Annotated in this window: 14 protein-coding genes; 11 read left to right on the forward strand and 3 right to left on the reverse strand. The window is 68.5% G+C overall.

Features of this window, described 5'->3' with window-relative positions:
* The first annotated feature begins 1 nt into the window (after position 1).
* On the forward strand, positions 2-2,680 hold the full coding sequence (locus ABS642_RS18510) for a family 78 glycoside hydrolase catalytic domain (protein WP_350351284.1): 2,679 nt from the start codon (positions 2-4) through the stop codon (positions 2,678-2,680).
* 12 nt (positions 2,681-2,692) lie between these two features.
* Here the strand turns inward: ABS642_RS18510 and ABS642_RS18515 are convergent, their stop codons facing one another.
* Positions 2,693-3,154: a MarR family transcriptional regulator gene (locus ABS642_RS18515; RefSeq protein WP_350351285.1), complete on the reverse strand. Its 462-nt coding sequence runs from the start codon at positions 3,152-3,154 to the stop codon at positions 2,693-2,695.
* Positions 3,155-3,319: 165 nt separating this feature from the next.
* Here ABS642_RS18515 and ABS642_RS18520 point away from each other — a divergent pair, with 165 nt between their 5' ends.
* The 3 genes from ABS642_RS18520 (at position 3,320) to ABS642_RS18530 (ending at position 7,511) form a co-directional block, all read left to right on the forward strand.
* Entirely contained in the window at positions 3,320-5,164 is a 1,845-nt protein-coding gene (locus tag ABS642_RS18520; RefSeq protein ID WP_350351286.1) for an NAD(P)/FAD-dependent oxidoreductase, read from the forward strand.
* A complete protein-coding gene (locus ABS642_RS18525) occupies positions 5,161-6,177 on the forward strand; it encodes an SMP-30/gluconolactonase/LRE family protein (RefSeq protein WP_350351287.1) in 1,017 nt (338 codons plus the stop codon). Before ABS642_RS18520 ends, ABS642_RS18525 begins: the two co-directional genes overlap by 4 nt.
* A gap of 113 nt (positions 6,178-6,290) precedes the next feature.
* A complete protein-coding gene (locus ABS642_RS18530) occupies positions 6,291-7,511 on the forward strand; it encodes a family 1 glycosylhydrolase (RefSeq protein ID WP_350351288.1) in 1,221 nt (406 codons plus the stop codon).
* 25 nt (positions 7,512-7,536) lie between these two features.
* On the opposite strand, the gene ABS642_RS18535 is transcribed toward ABS642_RS18530, so the two are convergent.
* Complete coding sequence (locus ABS642_RS18535) at positions 7,537-8,124, reverse strand: TetR/AcrR family transcriptional regulator (RefSeq protein WP_282216003.1); 588 nt, start codon at positions 8,122-8,124, stop codon at positions 7,537-7,539.
* Positions 8,125-8,226: 102 nt separating this feature from the next.
* Between ABS642_RS18535 and ABS642_RS18540 the strand changes: the two genes are divergently transcribed.
* From ABS642_RS18540 to ABS642_RS18555, 4 genes are all read left to right on the forward strand, one after another.
* Positions 8,227-10,395 (forward strand): hypothetical protein, encoded by a 2,169-nt coding sequence (locus ABS642_RS18540; protein ID WP_350351289.1) that lies wholly within the window; start codon positions 8,227-8,229, stop codon positions 10,393-10,395.
* A gap of 139 nt (positions 10,396-10,534) precedes the next feature.
* Positions 10,535-11,854 carry an extracellular solute-binding protein gene (locus tag ABS642_RS18545; RefSeq protein WP_350351290.1) on the forward strand — a complete coding sequence of 440 codons (1,320 nt, stop codon included), beginning with the start codon at positions 10,535-10,537 and terminating at the stop codon, positions 11,852-11,854.
* On the forward strand, positions 11,851-12,786 hold the full coding sequence (locus ABS642_RS18550; protein WP_350351291.1) for a sugar ABC transporter permease: 936 nt from the start codon (positions 11,851-11,853) through the stop codon (positions 12,784-12,786). Before ABS642_RS18545 ends, ABS642_RS18550 begins: the two co-directional genes overlap by 4 nt.
* A complete protein-coding gene (locus ABS642_RS18555; protein ID WP_350351292.1) occupies positions 12,783-13,676 on the forward strand; it encodes a carbohydrate ABC transporter permease in 894 nt (297 codons plus the stop codon). Before ABS642_RS18550 ends, ABS642_RS18555 begins: the two co-directional genes overlap by 4 nt.
* Before the next feature lie 25 nt (positions 13,677-13,701).
* Here the strand turns inward: ABS642_RS18555 and ABS642_RS18560 are convergent, their stop codons facing one another.
* The gene (locus ABS642_RS18560; protein WP_350351293.1) at positions 13,702-14,736 is read right to left on the reverse strand and encodes a LacI family DNA-binding transcriptional regulator; all 1,035 of its coding nucleotides are present in this window, start codon (positions 14,734-14,736) and stop codon (positions 13,702-13,704) included.
* 141 nt (positions 14,737-14,877) lie between these two features.
* Here ABS642_RS18560 and uxaC point away from each other — a divergent pair, with 141 nt between their 5' ends.
* From uxaC to ABS642_RS18575, 3 genes are all read left to right on the forward strand, one after another.
* On the forward strand, positions 14,878-16,275 hold the full coding sequence (gene uxaC / locus ABS642_RS18565; protein ID WP_350351294.1) for a glucuronate isomerase: 1,398 nt from the start codon (positions 14,878-14,880) through the stop codon (positions 16,273-16,275).
* The gene (locus ABS642_RS18570) at positions 16,272-17,582 is read left to right on the forward strand and encodes a mannitol dehydrogenase family protein (protein WP_350351295.1); all 1,311 of its coding nucleotides are present in this window, start codon (positions 16,272-16,274) and stop codon (positions 17,580-17,582) included. Before uxaC ends, ABS642_RS18570 begins: the two co-directional genes overlap by 4 nt.
* A gap of 131 nt (positions 17,583-17,713) precedes the next feature.
* A complete protein-coding gene (locus tag ABS642_RS18575) occupies positions 17,714-19,276 on the forward strand; it encodes an ABC transporter substrate-binding protein (protein WP_350351296.1) in 1,563 nt (520 codons plus the stop codon).
* The last annotated feature ends 44 nt before the right edge of the window (positions 19,277-19,320 follow it).

The following is a 19,320-nucleotide window of genomic DNA, read 5'->3' on the forward strand; positions in this document are numbered from 1 at the left end:
CATGACCATCGCAAGGAACCTCGAGTCGCTCGCCTCCGCTCCCTACGACCTGCGGATCGACAGCGGCGGCGACGGTTTCGTCGTCTCCGGAGCCGCCCCGCGGATGTCCTTCGTCGTTCCCGTCGAGGCAGGGGACTGGAGCGGTGTCGAGCTCGAGGCGACCGTCGACGGGGTATCTCTCATCGCCACGGTGGATTCGGCAGAGCACCTCTTCCTCGCGTGGCCGTGGACCCCGCTGTCGAGCGGGCAGCGCGTGCAGTGGCGTGTCCGGGTGCAGGCGGCAGACGGGCCGTCGGCCTGGTCGGAGTGGGCGCGGTTCGAGTGCGGACTGCTCGATGCGGACTGGTCGGCGGAATGGATCAGCCCCGTCGAGCACGAGGACCCCGGCTACGGTGCCCGCGGTGCCCACACCCTCGCCCGGTCGTTCGACGCATCGGAGATCGTGTCGGCCCGGTTGTACTCGACGGCGCTCGGGGTCTACCAGGCGACGATCAACGGGCACCGGGTCGGCACCGCCGAGCTCTCGCCCGGCTCCACGTCGTACGACCGCACCCTCCATGCCCAGGCCGCTGATGTGACCGCGCTCCTCCGGGACGGCGGGAACACGCTCGAACTCGAGCTCTCGGACGGCTGGTACCGCGGTCAGGTCGGCGCGTTCCGCCTGCCGGCCGGCTGGGGGACGACGCCGGCGGCACGGGCGGAGCTGCACCTCGTGCTGTCCGATGGGACGCGGAGCATCATCCGCACCGACGGTGCGTGGACCAGCGCACCGTCGACCGTCATCCGCGCCGACCTGATGGACGGGCAGACGACGGACTTCCTCGCCGACACCGTGTCTCCCGAGCCGGTGATCGTCGGGGCGGTCGACGGACCGCCCGTCTCGTGGTCGCCCGCTCCGCCGGTCCGCGTCGTCGAGACGCGCGACGCGGTGAACGCGGCCCGCATCGCGGATGACGTCTGGGTGCTCGACTTCGGACAGAACGCGTCCGGATGGATCCGCCTGACCGATCTCGGCCCGGTCGGCACCCGCACCGTGATCGACTACGGCGAGCACGTCGGCCCGGACGGCGACCTCGACACCTCGCACCTGGATTCGACAAAGCCCGGAGAGCCCGACGTCGTCTTCGTGCAGCACGACGAGGTCGTCTCCGCCGGCGGCGATGAGGTCTTCGAGCCGCGCCACACGGTGCACGGCTTCCAATTCGCCCGGGTGCGCCGGGAAGGCGCTCCGTTCGACGTGTCTTCGGCGCAGATGCGCATCGTGCAGACGGACCTCCGTCGGACGGCGGCGTTCGAGTCGAGCGATGCTGCACTCAACCGACTCCACGAGGTCGCGGACTGGAGCTTCCGCGGCAACGCGGTGGATGTCCCCACCGACTGCCCGACACGCGAGCGCCTGGCCTGGACCGGGGATTACCAGGTCTTCGCCCCGACCGCGGCGCGACTGTACGACGTGCTCGGGTTCACCCGGAAGTGGCTGCAGTCCGTCCGCGACGATCAGCTCGACGACGGGCGTATCGCGAACTTCTCGCCGGACGGACGCCGCATCAAGCGCCATCTCGACGATCAGTTCGCCATGATGACCGGGTCGTCGGGGTGGGGTGACGCGATCACGTTCGTGCCATGGGAGATGTACACCGCGTACGGCGACGCGGGAGTGCTCGCCGAGAACTGGGATGCCATGGTGCGCTGGGTCGACTGGGCTCGGGGTGCCGCGCGCACCGCGCGGCACCACTCCCGGGTCGAGCGTTCTGCCGAACCGCTGCCACACGAGGAGTACCTGTGGGACGGCACGTTCCACTGGGGGGAGTGGACCGAACCTGTTCCGAAGGCGGAGGACGGCTCACGACTCGATCCGATCAAGACAAACCCGATGGCCTGGTTCATGGCCGACAAGGGGGAGGTCGGCACGGCCTACCTCCACCGCTCGACGCGCATCCTCGCGGACGCAGCGGTCGTGCTGGGTCGCCCCGAGGATGCCGCTCGCTACGCCGACGATGCCGATCGCATCCTCGAGGCCTGGCGCACCGAGTACCTGCGCGAGGGCGGGCGGACGGCGCAGGACACGCAGGCCGCGTACGTCCGGGCGCTCTCGTTCGGGCTCATCCCCGAGGCGCAGCGTGCAGGGGCGGGGGAGCGGCTGGTCGAGCTCGTCCACGAGGCCGGGACGCACCTCGGCACCGGCTTCCTCGCCACCGGAGACCTGCTGCCGGTCCTCGCCGACGCGGGGCACGCCGACCTCGCATACGAACTGCTGTTCCAGCGCAGCGCGCCCTCCTGGCTGCACATGATCGACAAGGGCGCCACCACCATCTGGGAGGACTGGGAGGGGATCGACGACGAGGGTGTGGCTCACGAGTCGCTGAACCACTACAGCAAGGGTGCGGTGATCCGCTTCCTCCACACCCACACGCTGGGGCTCCGTCAGGACGCCGACTCGGTCGCCTGGGAGTCGTTCACGATCACGCCGCTCCCCGGCGGCGGCGTCAGCTGGGCGAAGGGGCACCTCGACACCCCTCAGGGGCGGATCCGTGTGGAGTGGCGCGTCGAGGGGGACGAACTCGTGGTCGAGGTCGACGTCCCCGCAGGGAGTCGCGCGACCGTGGTCTTCCCCGACGGGGCGACGCGGACAGCGGGACCCGGTTCCTTCTCGGGCGCAGGCGGTCTCGTCGGCGCCTGATGACGGCGTGGATCAGTCGGCGTGCGTCGCCGCCGCCTGCAGCTCCCGATTGATCGCGCGCAGGCCGAGGGCGAGGGACTCCAGCTCCTCGATGGTGAGACCGTCGAGGATGTCGGCGCCCATCTCGGGGCGTGCCGCCATGATCTTCCCGATGACGTCACGCCCGAGAGTCGTGGGCACCAGGCGCCGCACGCGCTGATCGGCGGCATCCGTGAGTCGTTCGACGAGGCGCTGCTCGACGAGTCGCTCGACGAGCTTCGACATCGTGGCGAGAGACACCTCGAACGACGACGCGAGGTCGCTCGTGGTGCTGTGGTCGGAGACGACGATCGATGTCAGCACCTTGAGCTGCTGGATCGTCAGCTGCGTGCTGAGAAGAGAGCCGATCATGCGGGGGAGCGAGCGCACCGACACCGCCAGTGTGAGCGCATCGATGTTCTCCAGTGCCTGCGCACGTCTCCGGTCATCGCTCACCTCAGTACCGTAACGCGCTCCGAGGCGATTCCCAGGGATATTTACTTAGCTTCAAGCTAACTTTCTGGAAAGGAACCGATCCGGGGTCGTGTCGGGTTCAGGTGCACGCCGTCCCCAGTTCGCGTCGACCTGCGCCCGAGCCCCGGGCGACAGGAGGACGGAACCATGACCGACCACGCACAGGCTGCCCACGAGCAGGTCGAGCGACTGCGAGCGCTGCGGGAGAAGTACGCGCAGGAGAGGGATCGGCGGATCCGCCCCGACGGGGCGACCCAGTACCGGTCGACTCTCGGCGAGTACGGCTACTACGCCAAGGACCCGTACACGCCCCGCAGCGACCGGGAGCCGCTGCGGGATCGGATCGAGGCTCTGGTGATCGGGGCGGGCTTCGGCGGGCTGCTCACCGGTGCAGGGCTGCGCGACGCGGGCATCGGCTCGATACGGCTGATGGATGAGGCAGGAGACGTGGGCGGCACCTGGTACTGGAACCGCTACCCCGGCATCCACTGCGACATCGAGTCGTACGTGTACATGCCGCTTCTCGAGGAGACGGGCTACATCCCGAGCAGGAGGTACGCGCCGGGCGAGGAGATCCGTCAGCATGCCGTGCGCATCGCGGAGCACTACGACCTCTACCGAGATTTCGTCGGGCACACCCGGGCGACAGGACTCGCGTGGGACGAGGACGCCGCGGAGTGGATCGTCGAGACCGACCGCGGCGATGTGTTCCGCGCGCGCTACATGATCACCTCCTCGGGCACACTCACGCAGCCGAAGCTCCCCGGCATCCCCGGCATCGAACGCTTCGCCGGGCACACCTTCCACACCAGCCGCTGGGACTACGCCTACACCGGAGGGGACGCGGACGGCGATCTCACGAAGCTCGCCGACAAGCGTGTCGCGGTGGTCGGCACGGGGGCGACGGGTCTGCAGGTGATTCCCCATCTGGCCGAGCACGCGCGTGAGCTGCTGGTCTTCCAGCGCACGCCCTCGACGGTCGACGTGCGGGACAACCGTCCCACGGATCCCGAATGGGCGGAGACTCTCGCTCCCGGGTGGCAGCGCGAGCGGATGGACAACTTCCTCGAGGTGCTGGCCGGCGAGCCCGTCGAATCGCTCGTGGACGACGGATGGACCTCGACGCACGAGCTGCAGCGGAGCATCCTCTCCGGCAGTGTCGACGGCTCTCTCTCGGAGGAGGATCGTCTGTTGCGGGAGGAGCTCGACGACGCCGTGAAGATGGACGCGCTTCGCGCCCGGATCGACGAGATCGTCGACGACCCGTCGACCGCGGACGCACTCAAGCCCTGGTACCGGTACATGTGCAAGCGGCCGGGTTTCAGCGACCTCTACCTGCAGGCGTTCAACCGCCCGAACGTCACGCTCGTCGACACGGCGGACACACACGGGATCACGGCCCTCACCGAGACGTCGATCGTCGTCGGCGAGGCGGAGTACGAGGTGGACTGCCTCATCTTCGCCACCGGGTTCGATGTCGGGGTCTCGGGCGTGGTGTCGGGCACCCTGCCCGTCTCCGGGCGGGGAGGGCGTGCGCTTCTCGAGGCCTGGGGGATGGGGCCGCGGACGCTGCACGGATTCACCACGCACGGGTTCCCCAACCTGTTCCAGCTCGGCCCGATGCAGAACGCGAACTCGGTGAACTTCGTGCACATCCTGCAGGAGCAGGCGTTGCACATCACGACCGTGATCGCTCGGGCGCAGCAGGTCGGTGCGCGCCGCATCGAGCCGACCGCCGAGGCCGAGGACGCCTGGTGCCGCACGGTCGTGGCGACCTCGAGGGATGTCTCGGACTTCCAGGCCCAGTGCACGCCGGGCTATTACAACGGTGAGGGGTCGCGCACGATCGGCGGGCTCACGTATTCCCCGGGGCCGGTGGCCTTCCATCGCCTGCTGCGCGAGTGGCGTGAGGGGGACATGGCGGAACTACTCGTGATCGACGATGCGGACGAACGCGTGCGCGAGTCGGCGGAGATCGGGGTGTCGGCGTGAGTGCGGCGCTGGCGACCGCGGCAGCTGCAGTCGGGGTGGTGGCCCTCCTGGTCGGGTGTGCACCCGCCGCTCCGGATGCGGCGCAGACGGATGCGGCATCCGAGGGGCCGGCTGCGGAACAGCGCTCGGAAGAGCTGCTCCAGGTGACCGAGCCCCACGAGCTCACCGGGGGGACCCTGCTCGAGGGGCCGACCTTCCACGAAGACGGATCGCTCTTCCTGGTCGACGTCATGGCTCCGGCGGGGGAGGCGAAGGTGCTCCGCATCGACGTCGATGAGCGCACAGTCGATCAGGTCTTCACCGACGAGACGAGCGCCTTCACGTCGGCGCAGTTCCACCCGAGCGACGGGCGGCTGTACCTGACCGACTTCCTCGGCGGCGGGGTCATGAGCATCACGGCGCAGGGAGAAGACCCGCAGGTGCACTTCTCGGGCGACGTCGACGGCATCGCGATGCTGCCGGACGACATCGCGTTCCATCCCGACGGCACGATGTTCGTGACCGACACCCGTGGCATGGGCGGACCGGGGTGGGAGACCCCGGGGCGTGTGGTGAGAATCGGCACCGACGGGCAGGCGTCGACCCTCGCGGGCGATCTGCCCTCCCCGAACGGCATCGTCTTCGACGAGGAGGATGCGGGGCTCTGGGTCGCGCAGTACAACGCGAACAGGATCGACTACTTCGCCCTCGACGAGACGCGCACTCGGGTCGTCTCGGCGTATCCCGCGATCCATGTCGACGGCGGAATCGGACGTATCGACTCGACCGCTGTCGACGCGGAGGGCAACATCTACCAGTCCTTCCACGAGAAGGCCGAGATCCTGGTGTTCGCGAAGACCGGAGAGCAGATCGGCACGATCCGGGTGCCGGGCGAGGGGCTCGAGTCCGCGACGAACATCGCCATCGCACCCGGCACGACCGACGGATACCTCGTCGTCAGCGGTCCGGCAGGTGGGTTCGTGCACACCTTCGAAGCCTTTGGGGAGGGCATCCGCCAGTCCAACGGCGGGTGAATCCGCCTGTGAGGGGCGCGGCGTGCGAAGGGCGCCGCGCCCCTTCCTTGAACAGTCCTCGTCGGATCGGCTAGTCTTCTGAAATTACTAGTTGACTCAGAATTGGAGCACCGATGCCCGCGTTCCCGTCCGACTTCCTCTGGGGCGCCGCCAGTGCGCCGCACCAGGTGGAGGGCAACAACGTCAACAGCGACTTCTGGATGCAGGAGTCCCACATGACGGGCGCCGATCGCAGCGGCGACGCGCTCGACAGCTACAACCGCTACCCCGAGGACATCGCCCTCATCGCGGAATCGGGTCTGGACACCTACCGGTTCGGGATCGAATGGGCCCGCATCGAGCCGGCTCCCGGGCAGTTCTCGCGCGTGCATCTCGCCCACTACCGGCGCATGATCGACACCGCGCTGGAGGCGGGGGTGACGCCCTTCGTCACCCTCCATCACTTCACCTCACCCCGGTGGTTCGCCGAGGAGGGTGGATGGCGCTCGCCGCAGGCCATCGCCAGATTCCGCGCCTATGTCGAGGTCGCGACGACGATCCTCGACGGTGTCGAGTGGGTCTGCACGATCAACGAGCCGAACATGCTCGCGATCATGGTCGGCGAGGCCGAGGCTGCTCTGGATCCGGACTCCGACGTCGAGTGGCTGAGCCCGACGCTCGAGGCGGACACGCCCCGCCCGATCAAGCCGGCGCCGTCCGAAGAGATCGGACGACGCCTCATCGAGGCGCACCATGCGGCCCGCGAGATCCTGCGGGAGCGCACCGATGCGCGCGTCGGCTGGTCGGTCGCGAGCCGTGCGTTCGAGACCCGGCCGGGTGCCGAGGAGGTGCGGCGGCGGCTCGAGTACATCTGGGAGGACCTGTATCTCGAGGCCGCCGCGGATGACGACTACATCGGCGTGCAGGCGTACTCGGCGCAGTGGGTCGGGCTCGACGGCATCGAACCGCACCCGGTGCATCCCGACAACACGCTGGTCCGGACGGCGTACCGTCCGGATGCGCTCGGCATCGCCGTCCGTCACACCGCCGAGGTGCTGCCGCGCGTGCCGGTGGTCGTCACGGAGAACGGCATCGCCACGGCGGATGACGCTCGACGGATCGCCTACACGGAGGCCGCCCTGGGGTCGCTCGCCGAGGCGATGGCTGAGGGGGTCGACGTCCGCGGATACATCCACTGGAGCCTTCTCGACAACTACGAGTGGGGGCATTGGTCGCCCACGTTCGGACTCGTGGCCGTCGATCGGGAGACTTTCGAGCGCCGCCCGAAGCCCAGCCTGGCGTGGCTCGGGAACGTCGCCCGTGCGCAGCGTGGGGAGGGCGGCGACGGGATGTGAGGCCGACTCCCGCAGGGCGGCCGCGTCAGCTCAGGGCATCGGCCCCGAGCAGCGCGCGAATGTGCCACTCGACCTGCGCACGGATGTCGAACGGCGGGCCCTGCATCCATTGGAGCTGCAGGCCCTCCCAGGCGGCCAGGAGGAGATGGGCCGCGGAGTCGGGGTCGATCGAGGCGTCGACCCGCCCGTCCTGCTGCAGGCGGCGGATGTCGGTCGCCACGACCTCCGTCGAACGTGCCCAGCGCGCCTGGAAGAAGTCGTTCGCGGGGTGGGCGGGGTCGGCGGCAGCGCCGGCGAGCTCGTTGTAGAGGCGCGCATAGTTCGTGCGCTGCACGCCGGCCTCCGCGCGAGATCCCATGTCGGCGATCGCCCCCGCTTCTGCGCCGCGCGCGCGGATGTTCTCGTCGTCGTGCTGTGCGAGCGCGGCGATGAACAGGGCCTCCTTGGTCGGGAAGTGGTAGAACACTGTCGCCTCGCTCGTCTCGGCGAGTTCGGCGATGTCCGACACCGACACGTTGCGGTGGCCGTGCCGGCGGACGAGGTCGAGTGCGGCCTTGCTGAGTGCCTGGCGTCGCTGATCCGACTTCGCGTACGGACCTCTCTTCTGGGCCATCCGGGTCCTTCCGATTGCTCTTGAGTGTGGCGCTCAGGCAATGTTATGCTCATCCGGCCAAAGTAATAGTCGACTCAGAATTGAGTCGAGGGAAAGGTGATGATGCCTGCGTCGACCGTCGATCGCCGTCGCCTCGTGCGACGGCACAACCCTGTGCTCACGGCAGCGCATCCCACCGGTGTGCTCACCGTCGGCAACGGCGACGTCGCGCTGACGGTCGACATCACGGGCCTGCAGACCTTCCCCGCGTTCCACGAGCTCGAGCCCGATCCGCATCGCGTCGTAGGCACTGGCATCGACGGCCTGCCCGAGCAGCGCGTGCGGGTCTTCGACATCGACGACTTCCAGATTCCGCTGCGCACGCAGTCGTCCTGGGCCTGGTACCGCACCAGGACGACGCGCGAGTTCGACCGCGATGAGACCGTCACCCGGTACGACACGGCGCGAGGCCCGGTCCCCTACTACGACAGGATGGGCCTGCAGCGCGCGGGGGACGAGATCGCCGAGGAGTTCGCCGCCGGCGCCTGGTTCCACTACAACCCGCGTCGCGCACACCTCGGGCGGTTGGTGCTCACGCCCCCGGCCGGTGTGCCGCAGCTCATCGACATCGCGGCGATGACGGACCCGAGGGCGGAACTCGACCTCTGGTCGGGCCGGGTGCGTGCGGAGTACTCGATCGGCGGGGAGGCCGTCACCGTGACGACGGTCGCGCACCCCGAGCAGGACGCCTTCGCCGCGAAGCTCGAATCGCCTCTGCTCCTGAGCGGGTGGGGAATCGCGTGGACCTTCGACACCCAGCCCGACGACCTCGCCCCGTTCGAGCTGCCGCTGGCGGAGTCGACGACGTGGACCCGTCTCGATCCGGCTCGATGGGCCGCTCGCCGACGCGTGGAGACCATGTCGTACGGCGTCGAGATCTCCACGAGCGGTGAGCTGGGTCGTCAGGGAGAGCATTCCGTCGTCGCCACGGCGGCGGCGGAGTCGCTGGAAGTCGTCGTCAGCCTGCATGCCGAAGACCGGGGTGCGGAGCATCTCCCGCCGTCGTATGGACAGGTCGTGCGGGCGGCGGAGGCGTGGTGGGAGGATCACTGGTCGAACGGAATCGCCGTGTCGTTCGCGGGCAGCGATGACGAGCGCGCGGGCGAGCTCGAGCGCCGCGTCGTGCTGTCGCAGTATCTGACGGCCGTCAACAGCGCAGGATCGACCCCGCCCGCGGAGACCGGCCTGACGTACAACACCTGGACGGGCAAGTTCCACCTCGAGATGCACTGGTGGCATGCCGCGCACTTCGCGCTGTGGGGTCGGGGTCATCTGATCGAACGCAGTCTCGATTGGTATCACGGTGCGCTCGACGCGGCGCGAGCCACGGCATCCTGGCAGGGGTACCGGGGCGTGCGCTGGCCGAAGCAGACCGATCCCTCCGCCGCCGAGTCGCCGAGCAACATCGGCGTTTTCCTGGTGTGGCAGCAGCCGCACATCATCCACCTGCTGGAGCTTCTCCGGCAGGAGGGCAGGGGCATGGAGTTCCTGCGCGCGCACTATCCGCTGGTGCAGGAGACCGCCGAGTTCATGGTGGACTTCGTAGAGGAGCAGGATGGCGCCTTCGTCCTGCCGCCGCCGATCATCCCCGCCCAGGAGAGCTATCTCGCGGACCGCAGGACGAACGCGAATCCGACGTTCGAGCTCGCCTACTGGTCGTGGGCGCTCGATGTCGCCAACGAATGGCGGTCGCTGCTCGGACTCGAGGTACGCGAAGAGTGGGAGCGGGTCGCGCGCAACATGGCGAAGCCCGCCGTCCTCGATGACGGGACCTATGCGGCGCTGAGCACCCCGCCGCACCTGATCCGCAAGGACCACCCGTCGATGCTCATGGCGCTCGGCTGGCTTCCCCCCAACGACGCCGTCGACCCGGATGCCATGCGGGCGACGCTCGACGCGGTGTGGGCTCGGTGGGATCTGCAGTCGAGTTGGGGGTGGGACTACCCGGTGATGGCCATGACCGCGGCTCGGCTCGGGGACCTCTCACTCGCCTTCGATGCACTGCTGCTGCCGTCGCCGAAGAACGAGTTCCTCCCGAACGGCCACAACCCGCAGATCCCGGGCTTCCTGTCGCTGTATCTCCCGGCCAACGGGGGACTTCTCGCCGCGATCGCGCACATCGTGACGGCGATCGAGGACGGCGCTGCGCTGCCGGACGGATGGCGAGTGACCTACGACGGTGCATCCGCGCCGTCCGTGTCGGAGCATCGCGCGGCTTCCGCCGCCGTCTGACCCACTGGAATGAGGAGAGAGGAGTCTGAACCCGTCAAAGGCAACCGGTTGACACGCGCGACGCGCGACCCCCTGTACCGACACAGCAGCAACCGATATCGAACCGCGAGGCGGTTCGTCGTTCGAAGGATTTTCAATGATGAGGACCATGCGTTTCCCCCACCCCGCCCGCGGCACCCGACGTCTGGCGGCCGTCGCCGGCGGGCTCGTCGTCGCGACGGCGGTCACCCTCTCGGGCTGCTCTGCGCCCGAGCCGAAGGAACCCGTTGCGGAGACAGGCGACGTCGAGCTGACGTTCATGAATCAGTCGCGCGGCCAGGAGGCGGCGCTCACGCAGCTCGCCGAGCAGTATGGCGAAGAGACCGGAGTCACGGTCACGATCGACTCGCCGGGACCCGCCGACTATCTGCCGAAGCTGCAGGCGCGAGCGCAGTCGAACTCGATGCCCGACATCTACTCCTCGTTCCAGGCCACCGACATGGCGCCGTTCTACAAGGCCGGTTGGGCGATGGATCTCACGTCCGAGCTCGAGGGCGACTGGAGCGATGACTTCAGCCCCGCGATCATCGAGATGTCGACCTTCGAAGACGGCAACAACCTCGACGTCCCGGCGGGGATCTATACCGTTCACTGGGAGACCCAGACGTACGGCTTCCTCGTGAACCCGACGCTCACCGGGATGACCCTGGACGACGCTCCGGCGACGACCGAGGACTTCATCGACGCTCTTGCCTCCGCGGACGAGGCCACCGGCGGCTTCTCGGTCGCGGCATCGCTGACGCCGCAGTTCCTGCAGGCCATCGTCTCCAACTGGCTGACCGACGACGAGATCGCGGCGACGTTCAACGGCGAGGAGAGCTGGGAGCAGGATGCCTGGCACGATGCCTTCCAGGTCCTGGTCGACATGAAGGACGCGGGCGTGATCGCCAACGGCGCGCTGGTCGGCGGACAGGATGACAACCCCAACGTCGAGACGTCGTTCTTCACGCAGGCGATGGGCTCGATCTTCGACGCGTCGCCCGGCGTCTCCGTGGGGCTCCGCACGAACCCCGAGTTCGAGGACTACTTCTCGGTGGGCATCCCGGCCGTCGACGGCGGTACGGAAGACCCGCGTTCCCCGGGCGTCCCCGGAAAGGGTGCCGTCATCAACCCCAAGGGCGAGCACCCCGAGGAGGCCCTGGCCTTCGTGAAGTGGCTGACGGAGCCCGAGCAGCAGGCGGTGTTCGCCGAGGTCGGCCGCATCCTGCCGACGAACCCCGAGCTTCTCGCGAGCGGCGACGTGCCGACGCAGCTCGCCGGGTTCGCATCGGGTGTCGAGACCGTCCAGGTCATGTCCGCGACGTTCGCGACCGACGTCCGCACCGCCATCGTGGCCGAGGCCCAGCGGGTCGTTCTCGGCGAGGCGACCATCGACGAGGCGCTGGCGAACATCCAGGCCGCTCAAGACCGAGTGTCATGACGACGTCGTCCCTCGAGCTCTCTGCGCGGCGCCCCGTTCGGGCGCCGCGCAGGAAGCGCTCGCTCCGCGCCAACCTGTTGGGCTGGCTCTTCCTCGTGCCTGCCATCGCGCTCATCGGGATCTTCACGATCGTGCCATTCGGACAGGCCATCCTGCTCAGCTTCCAGTCGTGGGACGGCGTGAGCCCCGACACCCCGTGGGTGGGGCTCGCGAACTACGAGTTCATCGCGAGCGACCCGATCTTCTGGGCCTCGATGAGGAACGTGCTCTTCTTCGGGGTGGTCGGCTTCTTCGTGGGGAACGGCGTCGCGCTCGGCATGGCCCTCGCCGTGAACCGCGTCACCCGCGGCAAGACGTTCTTCCGCACGGTGTTCTATCTGCCGGGCGTGCTCTCGGTCGTCGTCGTCGGGCTGCTGTTCTCGTTCATCCTCGCCCCGGGGTCGGGCGTGCTCAATCGCGTGCTCGAGCTGGTCGGTCTGGGAGCCCTGCAGCAGAACTGGCTCGGCGATCCCTCCGTCGCGCTTCCCGCTGTGGCCGCCGTGTTCGTCTGGTTCCACTGGGGCTTCGGCTTCCTCCTGTTCCTCGCCGGTCTCCAGGATGTCCCGAAGGAGCTCTACGAGGCCGCGGAGCTCGACGGTGCGCGTCCGTGGACCCAGTTCCGCTACATCACCTGGCCGCACCTCGCGCCTGTGACATCCATCGTGAGCCTGCTCACTCTGCTGGCGGCGCTGCAGATCTTCGGCACCGTCCAGGTGCTCACGAACGGCGGACCGGGGTACCACACGATGGTTCCGACGCTCGCGATCTTCAACGAGGCGTTCGTCAACTGGCGGTACGGCAGCGCCGCAGCGATGTCCGTCGTCTTCGGCGGTGCGCTCGTGCTGCTCTCCGTGCTGCAACTCGCCATCACCGGGCGGAGGTCCCGCGCATGACGCTCATCACTCAGCCGCCCGTCGACGAGGCGCCTGCCACCACCGAGCCCCTCCGGCCCCGGACGCGTCGTCGTTTCCGTGCCGAAAAGGTCGGGCTCTACGGGCTCCTCGTCATCGCGGCGCTCACGGCACTGCTGCCGCTCCTCTGGATGCTCTCCGGCTCGCTGCAGAGCCTGACCGAGCTGCTGTCGAACGACACCTTCCTGCCCTCCGAGCCGCAGTGGCAGAACTACGTCACAGCCTGGGTCCAAGGCGACCTCGGCACCTATCTCCGCAACAGCGTCGTGTACACGGGATGCGCCGTCGCCGGCATCCTGATCGTCTCGAGCCTGGCGGGCTACGCACTCGCCCGTCTCGATTTCGCGGGCAAGGGGGTGTTCACCTTCATCATCCTCGCCGTGATGATCATCCCGGCCCCGGCCATGTTCCTTGCACAGTACAAGCTGCTGATCTCGCTCGGACTGACCAACAATCCGGTGGGCTACATCCTGATCCTGATCACGTCGGGCATCCCGATGTCGACGCTCATCATGCGCAGCTTCTTCGTCAGTCAGCCGCGCGACCTGGAGGAGGCTGCGGCACTCGACGGTGCGGGCCCGCTGCGGATCTTCTGGAGTGTCATCCTTCCGCTCGCACGGCCGGGGCTCGCAGCGGTCGCGGTGATCCAGGGCCTCGGCGCCTGGAACGAGTACCTGATGGCCCTCGTGCTGTTCGACGACAACGCTCTGATGCCGATCCAGCGAGGGCTCACGGCGTTCACGTCGGCGGAGACGCCGCAGCAGCAGATCCTGCTGGCGGCGACCACGATCTCCATCGTGCCCGTGGTGATCTTCTATCTGATGGCGCAGCGGCACATCGTGAAGGGGATCGGCGCCGGCGCGATCAAGTAGGCGGGGTGGGAGCGCGACCCGCTCCTCACCTCGTCGGTGCTGCCGTCGAATCCCGGATCACGAGTTCGAGGGGCAGGACGACCTTCGACGGCGCCCGGTTGTGCTCGGGATCGATGAGCGTCTCCATCGCCCGCGTGCCGATCTCGCGGAGCGGTGAACGCAGCGTCGTGAGCGCGGGCACGGCGAGCTCGGCGCTGAAGATGTCGTCGAAGCCGATCACGCTGAAGGCCTCGGGGAGCGAGAGGCCCGCGCTGCGGGCGGCGCGGAGGAGGCCGTGTGCGACGAGGTCGTTGTAGGCCAGGACGGCGGTGACGCCGCTCGCTCGCACCCGCCGCAGTGCGTCGGCGCCGCCCTCGACGGTGGGGGCGTCGACGGCGATCTCGACCACCGCGATGCCGCGGGCGTCGGCGAGATCCAGGGTGAGGTCCCAGCGGGACCTGTTGATCTGGGCGCCGCCGAGACCGAGGTACGCGACCGATCGATGCCCGAGATCATCGAGATGGTCGAGGGCGGCGACGAGGCCCATCGGAAGATCCGGAGCGACGCTCGGCAGCGAGGGAGTGGAGTGGTTGGCGCCGACGATCGGCTTGACCGTGGCCAGGGCGGCGAGTTCGGCATCGTCCAGCCGGGAGGCCACCACGAGGAGGCCGTCCACGGAGGGTTGCAGAGTCTCGATGGTCTCCCGCTCGATCTCTGCCGCCCCCTCGGTCTCCGAGATGATGAGGGTGAAGCCGTTGGCGCGCGCGACCTGCTCAGCACCGCGGATCAGTTCGAAGTGCACCGGATTGGTGATGTCGGGAAGGACGATCGCGTACGTGCCGGAGAACCCCGTGGGCAGCGCTCTGGCCATGGGGTTCGCCCGATAGCCGAGCTCGGCGGCGGCGGCGCGGATCTTCTCCTCGGTGGCGGCGTTGGTGCGACCGGGCTTGTTGAGCGCTCGCGACACGGTAGACGGATTGAGGCCGACCCTCTGGGCGATGTCGTAGATCGTCGGGCGTCGACCGGCGCGCGCCTCGGGCGCTCCCGCTGAGTCCGTGGTCTCGGGTTCGTCTTTCGACATCGACGTGTCTTCCTCTGTCGCGGCTGCTGGCATCCGGTTCCAACGATCGTACGACAGCGGCTCGCCTCAGGCCGGTTGGGCGTGCCGAACCACTCGTGGCAACCGGTTGACAATTCGGGACGGAACCGCTCAAATGGGGGGATGCCCCAGCCGCTCCGACGCGACCGAGACCGCCTGTTCCCCGCCGATCCCTCCACCCGCTCCCTCGCGCGCACCCTGTACGAGAGGGTCGCCGACGCGCCGATCATCTCCCCGCACGGGCATGTTCCGGTGGAGTGGCTCGTCGACGACCGCCCCTTCGCCGATCCCGCGTCTCTGCTCATCACGCACGACCACTACGTCACCCGGCTACTCCATGCATCCGGAGTCGGACTCGACGAGCTCGGTCTGGGGGGAAGCGCAGCGGATCCACGCGACATCTGGCGGCGATTCGCCGAACGCTGGCCGCTCTTCGCCGGCACCGCGTCGGGGTACTGGATCGCCGAGTCGCTGGAGAACGTCCTCGATGTGACGGTGCCGCTCTCCGCAGCCACGGCGGATGAGACCTACGACCGCATCGCGGCGCAGCTCGCCACGGCGGCCCTGCGGCCTCGGGCGCTGTTCGAGCGGTTCGGCATCGAGGTGCTCGCCACGACCGACGACCCGCTCGACGACCTCGCCGGGCACGCGGCGCTCGCCGCCGAGGGGAAGGTCGGCCGGGTGCTCCCGACGTTCCGACCCGATCGGTACCTCGATCCGGACGCCGTGGCGTTCGCGCCCCGCGTCCGGCAGCTTCTGAGCGCGACGGAGAATCCGAGCACGTTCGCCGGATACCTCGCCGCTCTCGAACAACGGAGGCGATACTTCATCGATCACGGAGCCGTCTCGGCCGATCACGGCGTCGAGATCCCCGAAACGCTCGACCTCGATGCCGCGGCGGGCGAAGCGCTCTTCGCCCGGGTGATCGCCGGCGATGCGGATGCCGCAGACCGGCAGGCGTTCCGGGCGCACATGCTGCTGCAGATGGCGCGGATGAGCGTGGAGGACGGTCTGGTCATGACAGTCCACGCCGGCGTCGTGCGCAACCACAGTTCGACGACGTTCCGACGGTTCGGAGCGGATACCGGTCACGACATCCCGCGCCGCACCGACTTCGTCGGTGGACTGCGCCCCCTGCTCGAGCGGTTCGGACTCGACCGCGACCTCCACCTGGTGCTCTTCGCGGTCGACGAGACGGTCTACTCGCGGGAGATCGCGCCTCTTGCCGGGTTCTATCCGAGCGTCTACATCGGCGCACCGTGGTGGTTCCTGGACGCTCCCGACGCCATGGCGCGATTCCGCTCGGCGGTGACCGAGACCGCCGGGTTCTCGCGCGGCTCCGGTTTCATCGACGACACCCGCGCCTTCCTGTCGATTCCTGCGCGTCACGACACGTCACGCCGCGCGGATGCCGCCTTCCTCGCCCGGCTCGTCATCGAGGGCCGAGTGGACGAGGAGACGGCGAGCGCCGTGATCGACGACATCGTCGGTCCTCAGCCGAAGCGGGTGTTCAAGCTGTGACGACCTCTACCTCATCGCTTCTCGGGGAACGGACCGCGTCGGCACCGCCGGTCCGGATCGTGCACCTCGGGCTCGGCGCCTTCCACCGATCGCATCAGGCCTGGTACACCGCCCGCGCCGCGGACGCCGAGCAGTGGGGGATCGCCGCCTACAGCGGACGAAGTGCCGCACTGGCCGAGGCGCTGAGCGCCCAGCAGGGCCTGTACACACTGGTCGTGCGGTCGCCGGACGATGATCGGGCCGAGCGCATCGGCAGCATCGTCCGCGCGCATGGCGGGTCCGAGCTCGATCGGTTCCTCGCCGACGTCGCAGCACCGACGACGGCGATCGTCTCGCTCACCATCACGGAAGCCGCCTACTCCTCCGCGGAGACGGACGTCGATGTTCCCGTGTTGCGCTCTCTCGGCGAGGGTATCGAGCCGACGGACGCAGAGCCGCGCACCGCGCTCGGGCGCCTGGTCGTCGCGCTGGAGGGTCGGCGACGCGGCCGGGGCGGCTCTCTGGCTCTCGTCTCCTGCGACAATCTCCCGGACAACGGAGGGGTCCTGCGCGCCGCTGTCGGCTCGCTCGCCGACGCGGTGCCCGGCCTCGGCGACTGGGTCGAGGAGCACGTGTCGTTCGTCTCGAGCTCGGTCGATCGGATCACCCCTCGACTCTCCGACGAGGAGACGGCTGAGCTCACGGATCGTTACGGCGACCGCGCGCCGGTCGTCGCCGAGCCCTTCTCCGACTGGGTGATCGCCGGCGCCTTCCCCGCGGGCCGGCCGCAGTGGGAGACGGCTGGTGCGCGGTTCACGGACGACCTCGAACCCTGGGAGGCGCGAAAGCTCTGGCTGCTGAACGGTGCCCATACGCTGCTCGCCTCGCTCGGCCGGCTTCGAGGGCACCTCACTGTGGCCGAGGCCATCGTCGACACCGAGTGCCTCCGCGCCGTCGATGCCTACTGGGACGAGGCCTGTCGGCACCTTCCGGTCGCACTCGGTCTGGCGGAGTATCGCGCGGCGCTGCTCGACCGGTTCCGGAACCCCCGGATCCGGCATCTGCTCGCGCAGATCGGGCTCGATGCCGACACCAAGATGCGTGTCCGCATCGCGCCGGTCGCCGAGCGCGAACGCCGTGCAGGGCGATCCGCCGCTGCCTGTGCGGCGGTCGTCGCCGCGTGGCTGGCGGTCGAGGGGCAGGGCTCGGATCTCCCCGCTGTGCGCCTCTCCGTCGCCGATCTCAGCGCCGCGCTCGGGGCTGACGCCGACTTCGTGGAAGCTGTGCACCGGAACAGGCGACAGGTCGGAGATCTCACGCTTCGGTAACAAGTTGGCAATCGGTTGTCAAAACTCTCGATCCCTGCTTTACTGACACCAGAAGCCGCTTACCTTGTCCGCCTCACCTCTGCTGACAAGCGGTTGCGCACCAAGTCGTTTCATCCAAAGGAGTATGAGCAATGTGGAACACCCGTAAGCACACCCGAGTCGGGCGCCGCGCGGCACTGCCCGCCGCGATGCTGATCGCCGCTCTCGCGGTCAGCGGATGCGCCGCCAGCGCACCTGAGACCGACGGCGACACGACGGCGACCGTCGAGGAGAAGGATCTCGCCGTCGCGGCGGTGTCCGCCCCCAACTCGCTCGACCCCGCGCAGATCGTCGACGGTCAGCAGATGTTCGTCTGGTCCTCGATCCTCGACACCGTGCTGCGCAAGGACCCGGAGACCGGGGAGCTGCTTCCCGGAGCAGCCGAGAAGTGGGAGTACAACGAGGACGGCACCGAACTCACGCTCACGCTGCGCGACGGAATGACGTTCAGCTCCGGCGACCCCGTGGATGCGGCCGCCGTCGCCGCGACGCTGCTGCGTTCCAAGGCCACACCGGGCGCAGTGCAGAGCCGTCTCGCCGCGGTCGCGGATGTCGTGGCGAAGGACGACAAGACGGTCGTCATCAGCTTCTCGGCGTTCGACCCGCAGTTCCTCGACAACCTCGCCCAGGGTCCTGGTGCCATCGGCGATCCGGCGACCATGGATGAGGAGCGCACAGCCACCGACCCTGTCGGATCCGGCCCGTTCACGCTCGACGTCGAGAAGACCGTTCCCGGCAGCAGCTACGTGCTGGTCAAGCGCGACGACTACTGGGATGCCGAGAACGTGCCGTTCAAGACGCTCACGGTGAAGGTGCTCCAGGACCCGACAGCATCTCTCAACGCGCTGCAGGCCGGCGAGCTCAACGCGGCGACGGTGCAGTCGCAGGTCGTCTCGCAGCTCGACGCGAGCAAGTTCACCATCACCGTCAACGATGCGGTGGCCGTGGGCTACCTCAACATCCTCGATCGTGCCGGGGCGAAGTTCCCGGCGCTCGGCGACGTGAAGGTCCGTCAGGCGATAAACATGGCCATCGACCGCGAGGGCGTCCTCAAGGGGATCTTCAGCGGTGTGGGCATCGCGACCACCCAGCTGGTCAGCCCGTTCGGCGAGGTCTATGACGAGAAGCTCAACGACACGTACGAGTACGACCCCGAGAAGGGCAAGAAGCTCGTCGAGGAAGCCGGGTACGCCGGCGAGACCTTCCAGATCCCCAGCACGTTCCTCAGCACCACGATCGAGCCCGTCCTGACGCAGGCGTTCGCCGACATCGGGCTGACGCTCGAGTGGGTCACGGTGCCGCCGCAGCAGGCGCAGGCCGCCGCGCGTTCGGGCGAGTACGGGCTCTATTACCAGATCCTCGGATTCAACTCCGACTCCGCGGACCTCGCGACGACGATCGGCGCCGCCGGCTTCGGAAACCCGACCGGGTACACCGATTCCACCCTCGACGGATACTTCGACGAGATCAACAACACCGTCGACTTCGCCGACGCGCTGCCGGTCTACAAGGAGCTGAACGAGTACGTGGTGGACCAGGCCCTCGTCGCCCCCATCGCCTACATCGGCGCCACCTGGGCGACCGCCGACGGGATCATCTACGTCGGCAAGGCCAACACCCTCTCCACGATCCGACTGTTCGACGTCACCGAGTGAGTGACGGGTGGGGGTGCGGTTCGCCGCATCCCCACCTCACACCG

Origin of the sequence: Microbacterium sp. A8/3-1 (assembly GCF_040267695.1) — a bacterium.
In the GTDB taxonomy this organism is placed as follows: domain Bacteria; phylum Actinomycetota; class Actinomycetes; order Actinomycetales; family Microbacteriaceae; genus Microbacterium; species Microbacterium luteolum.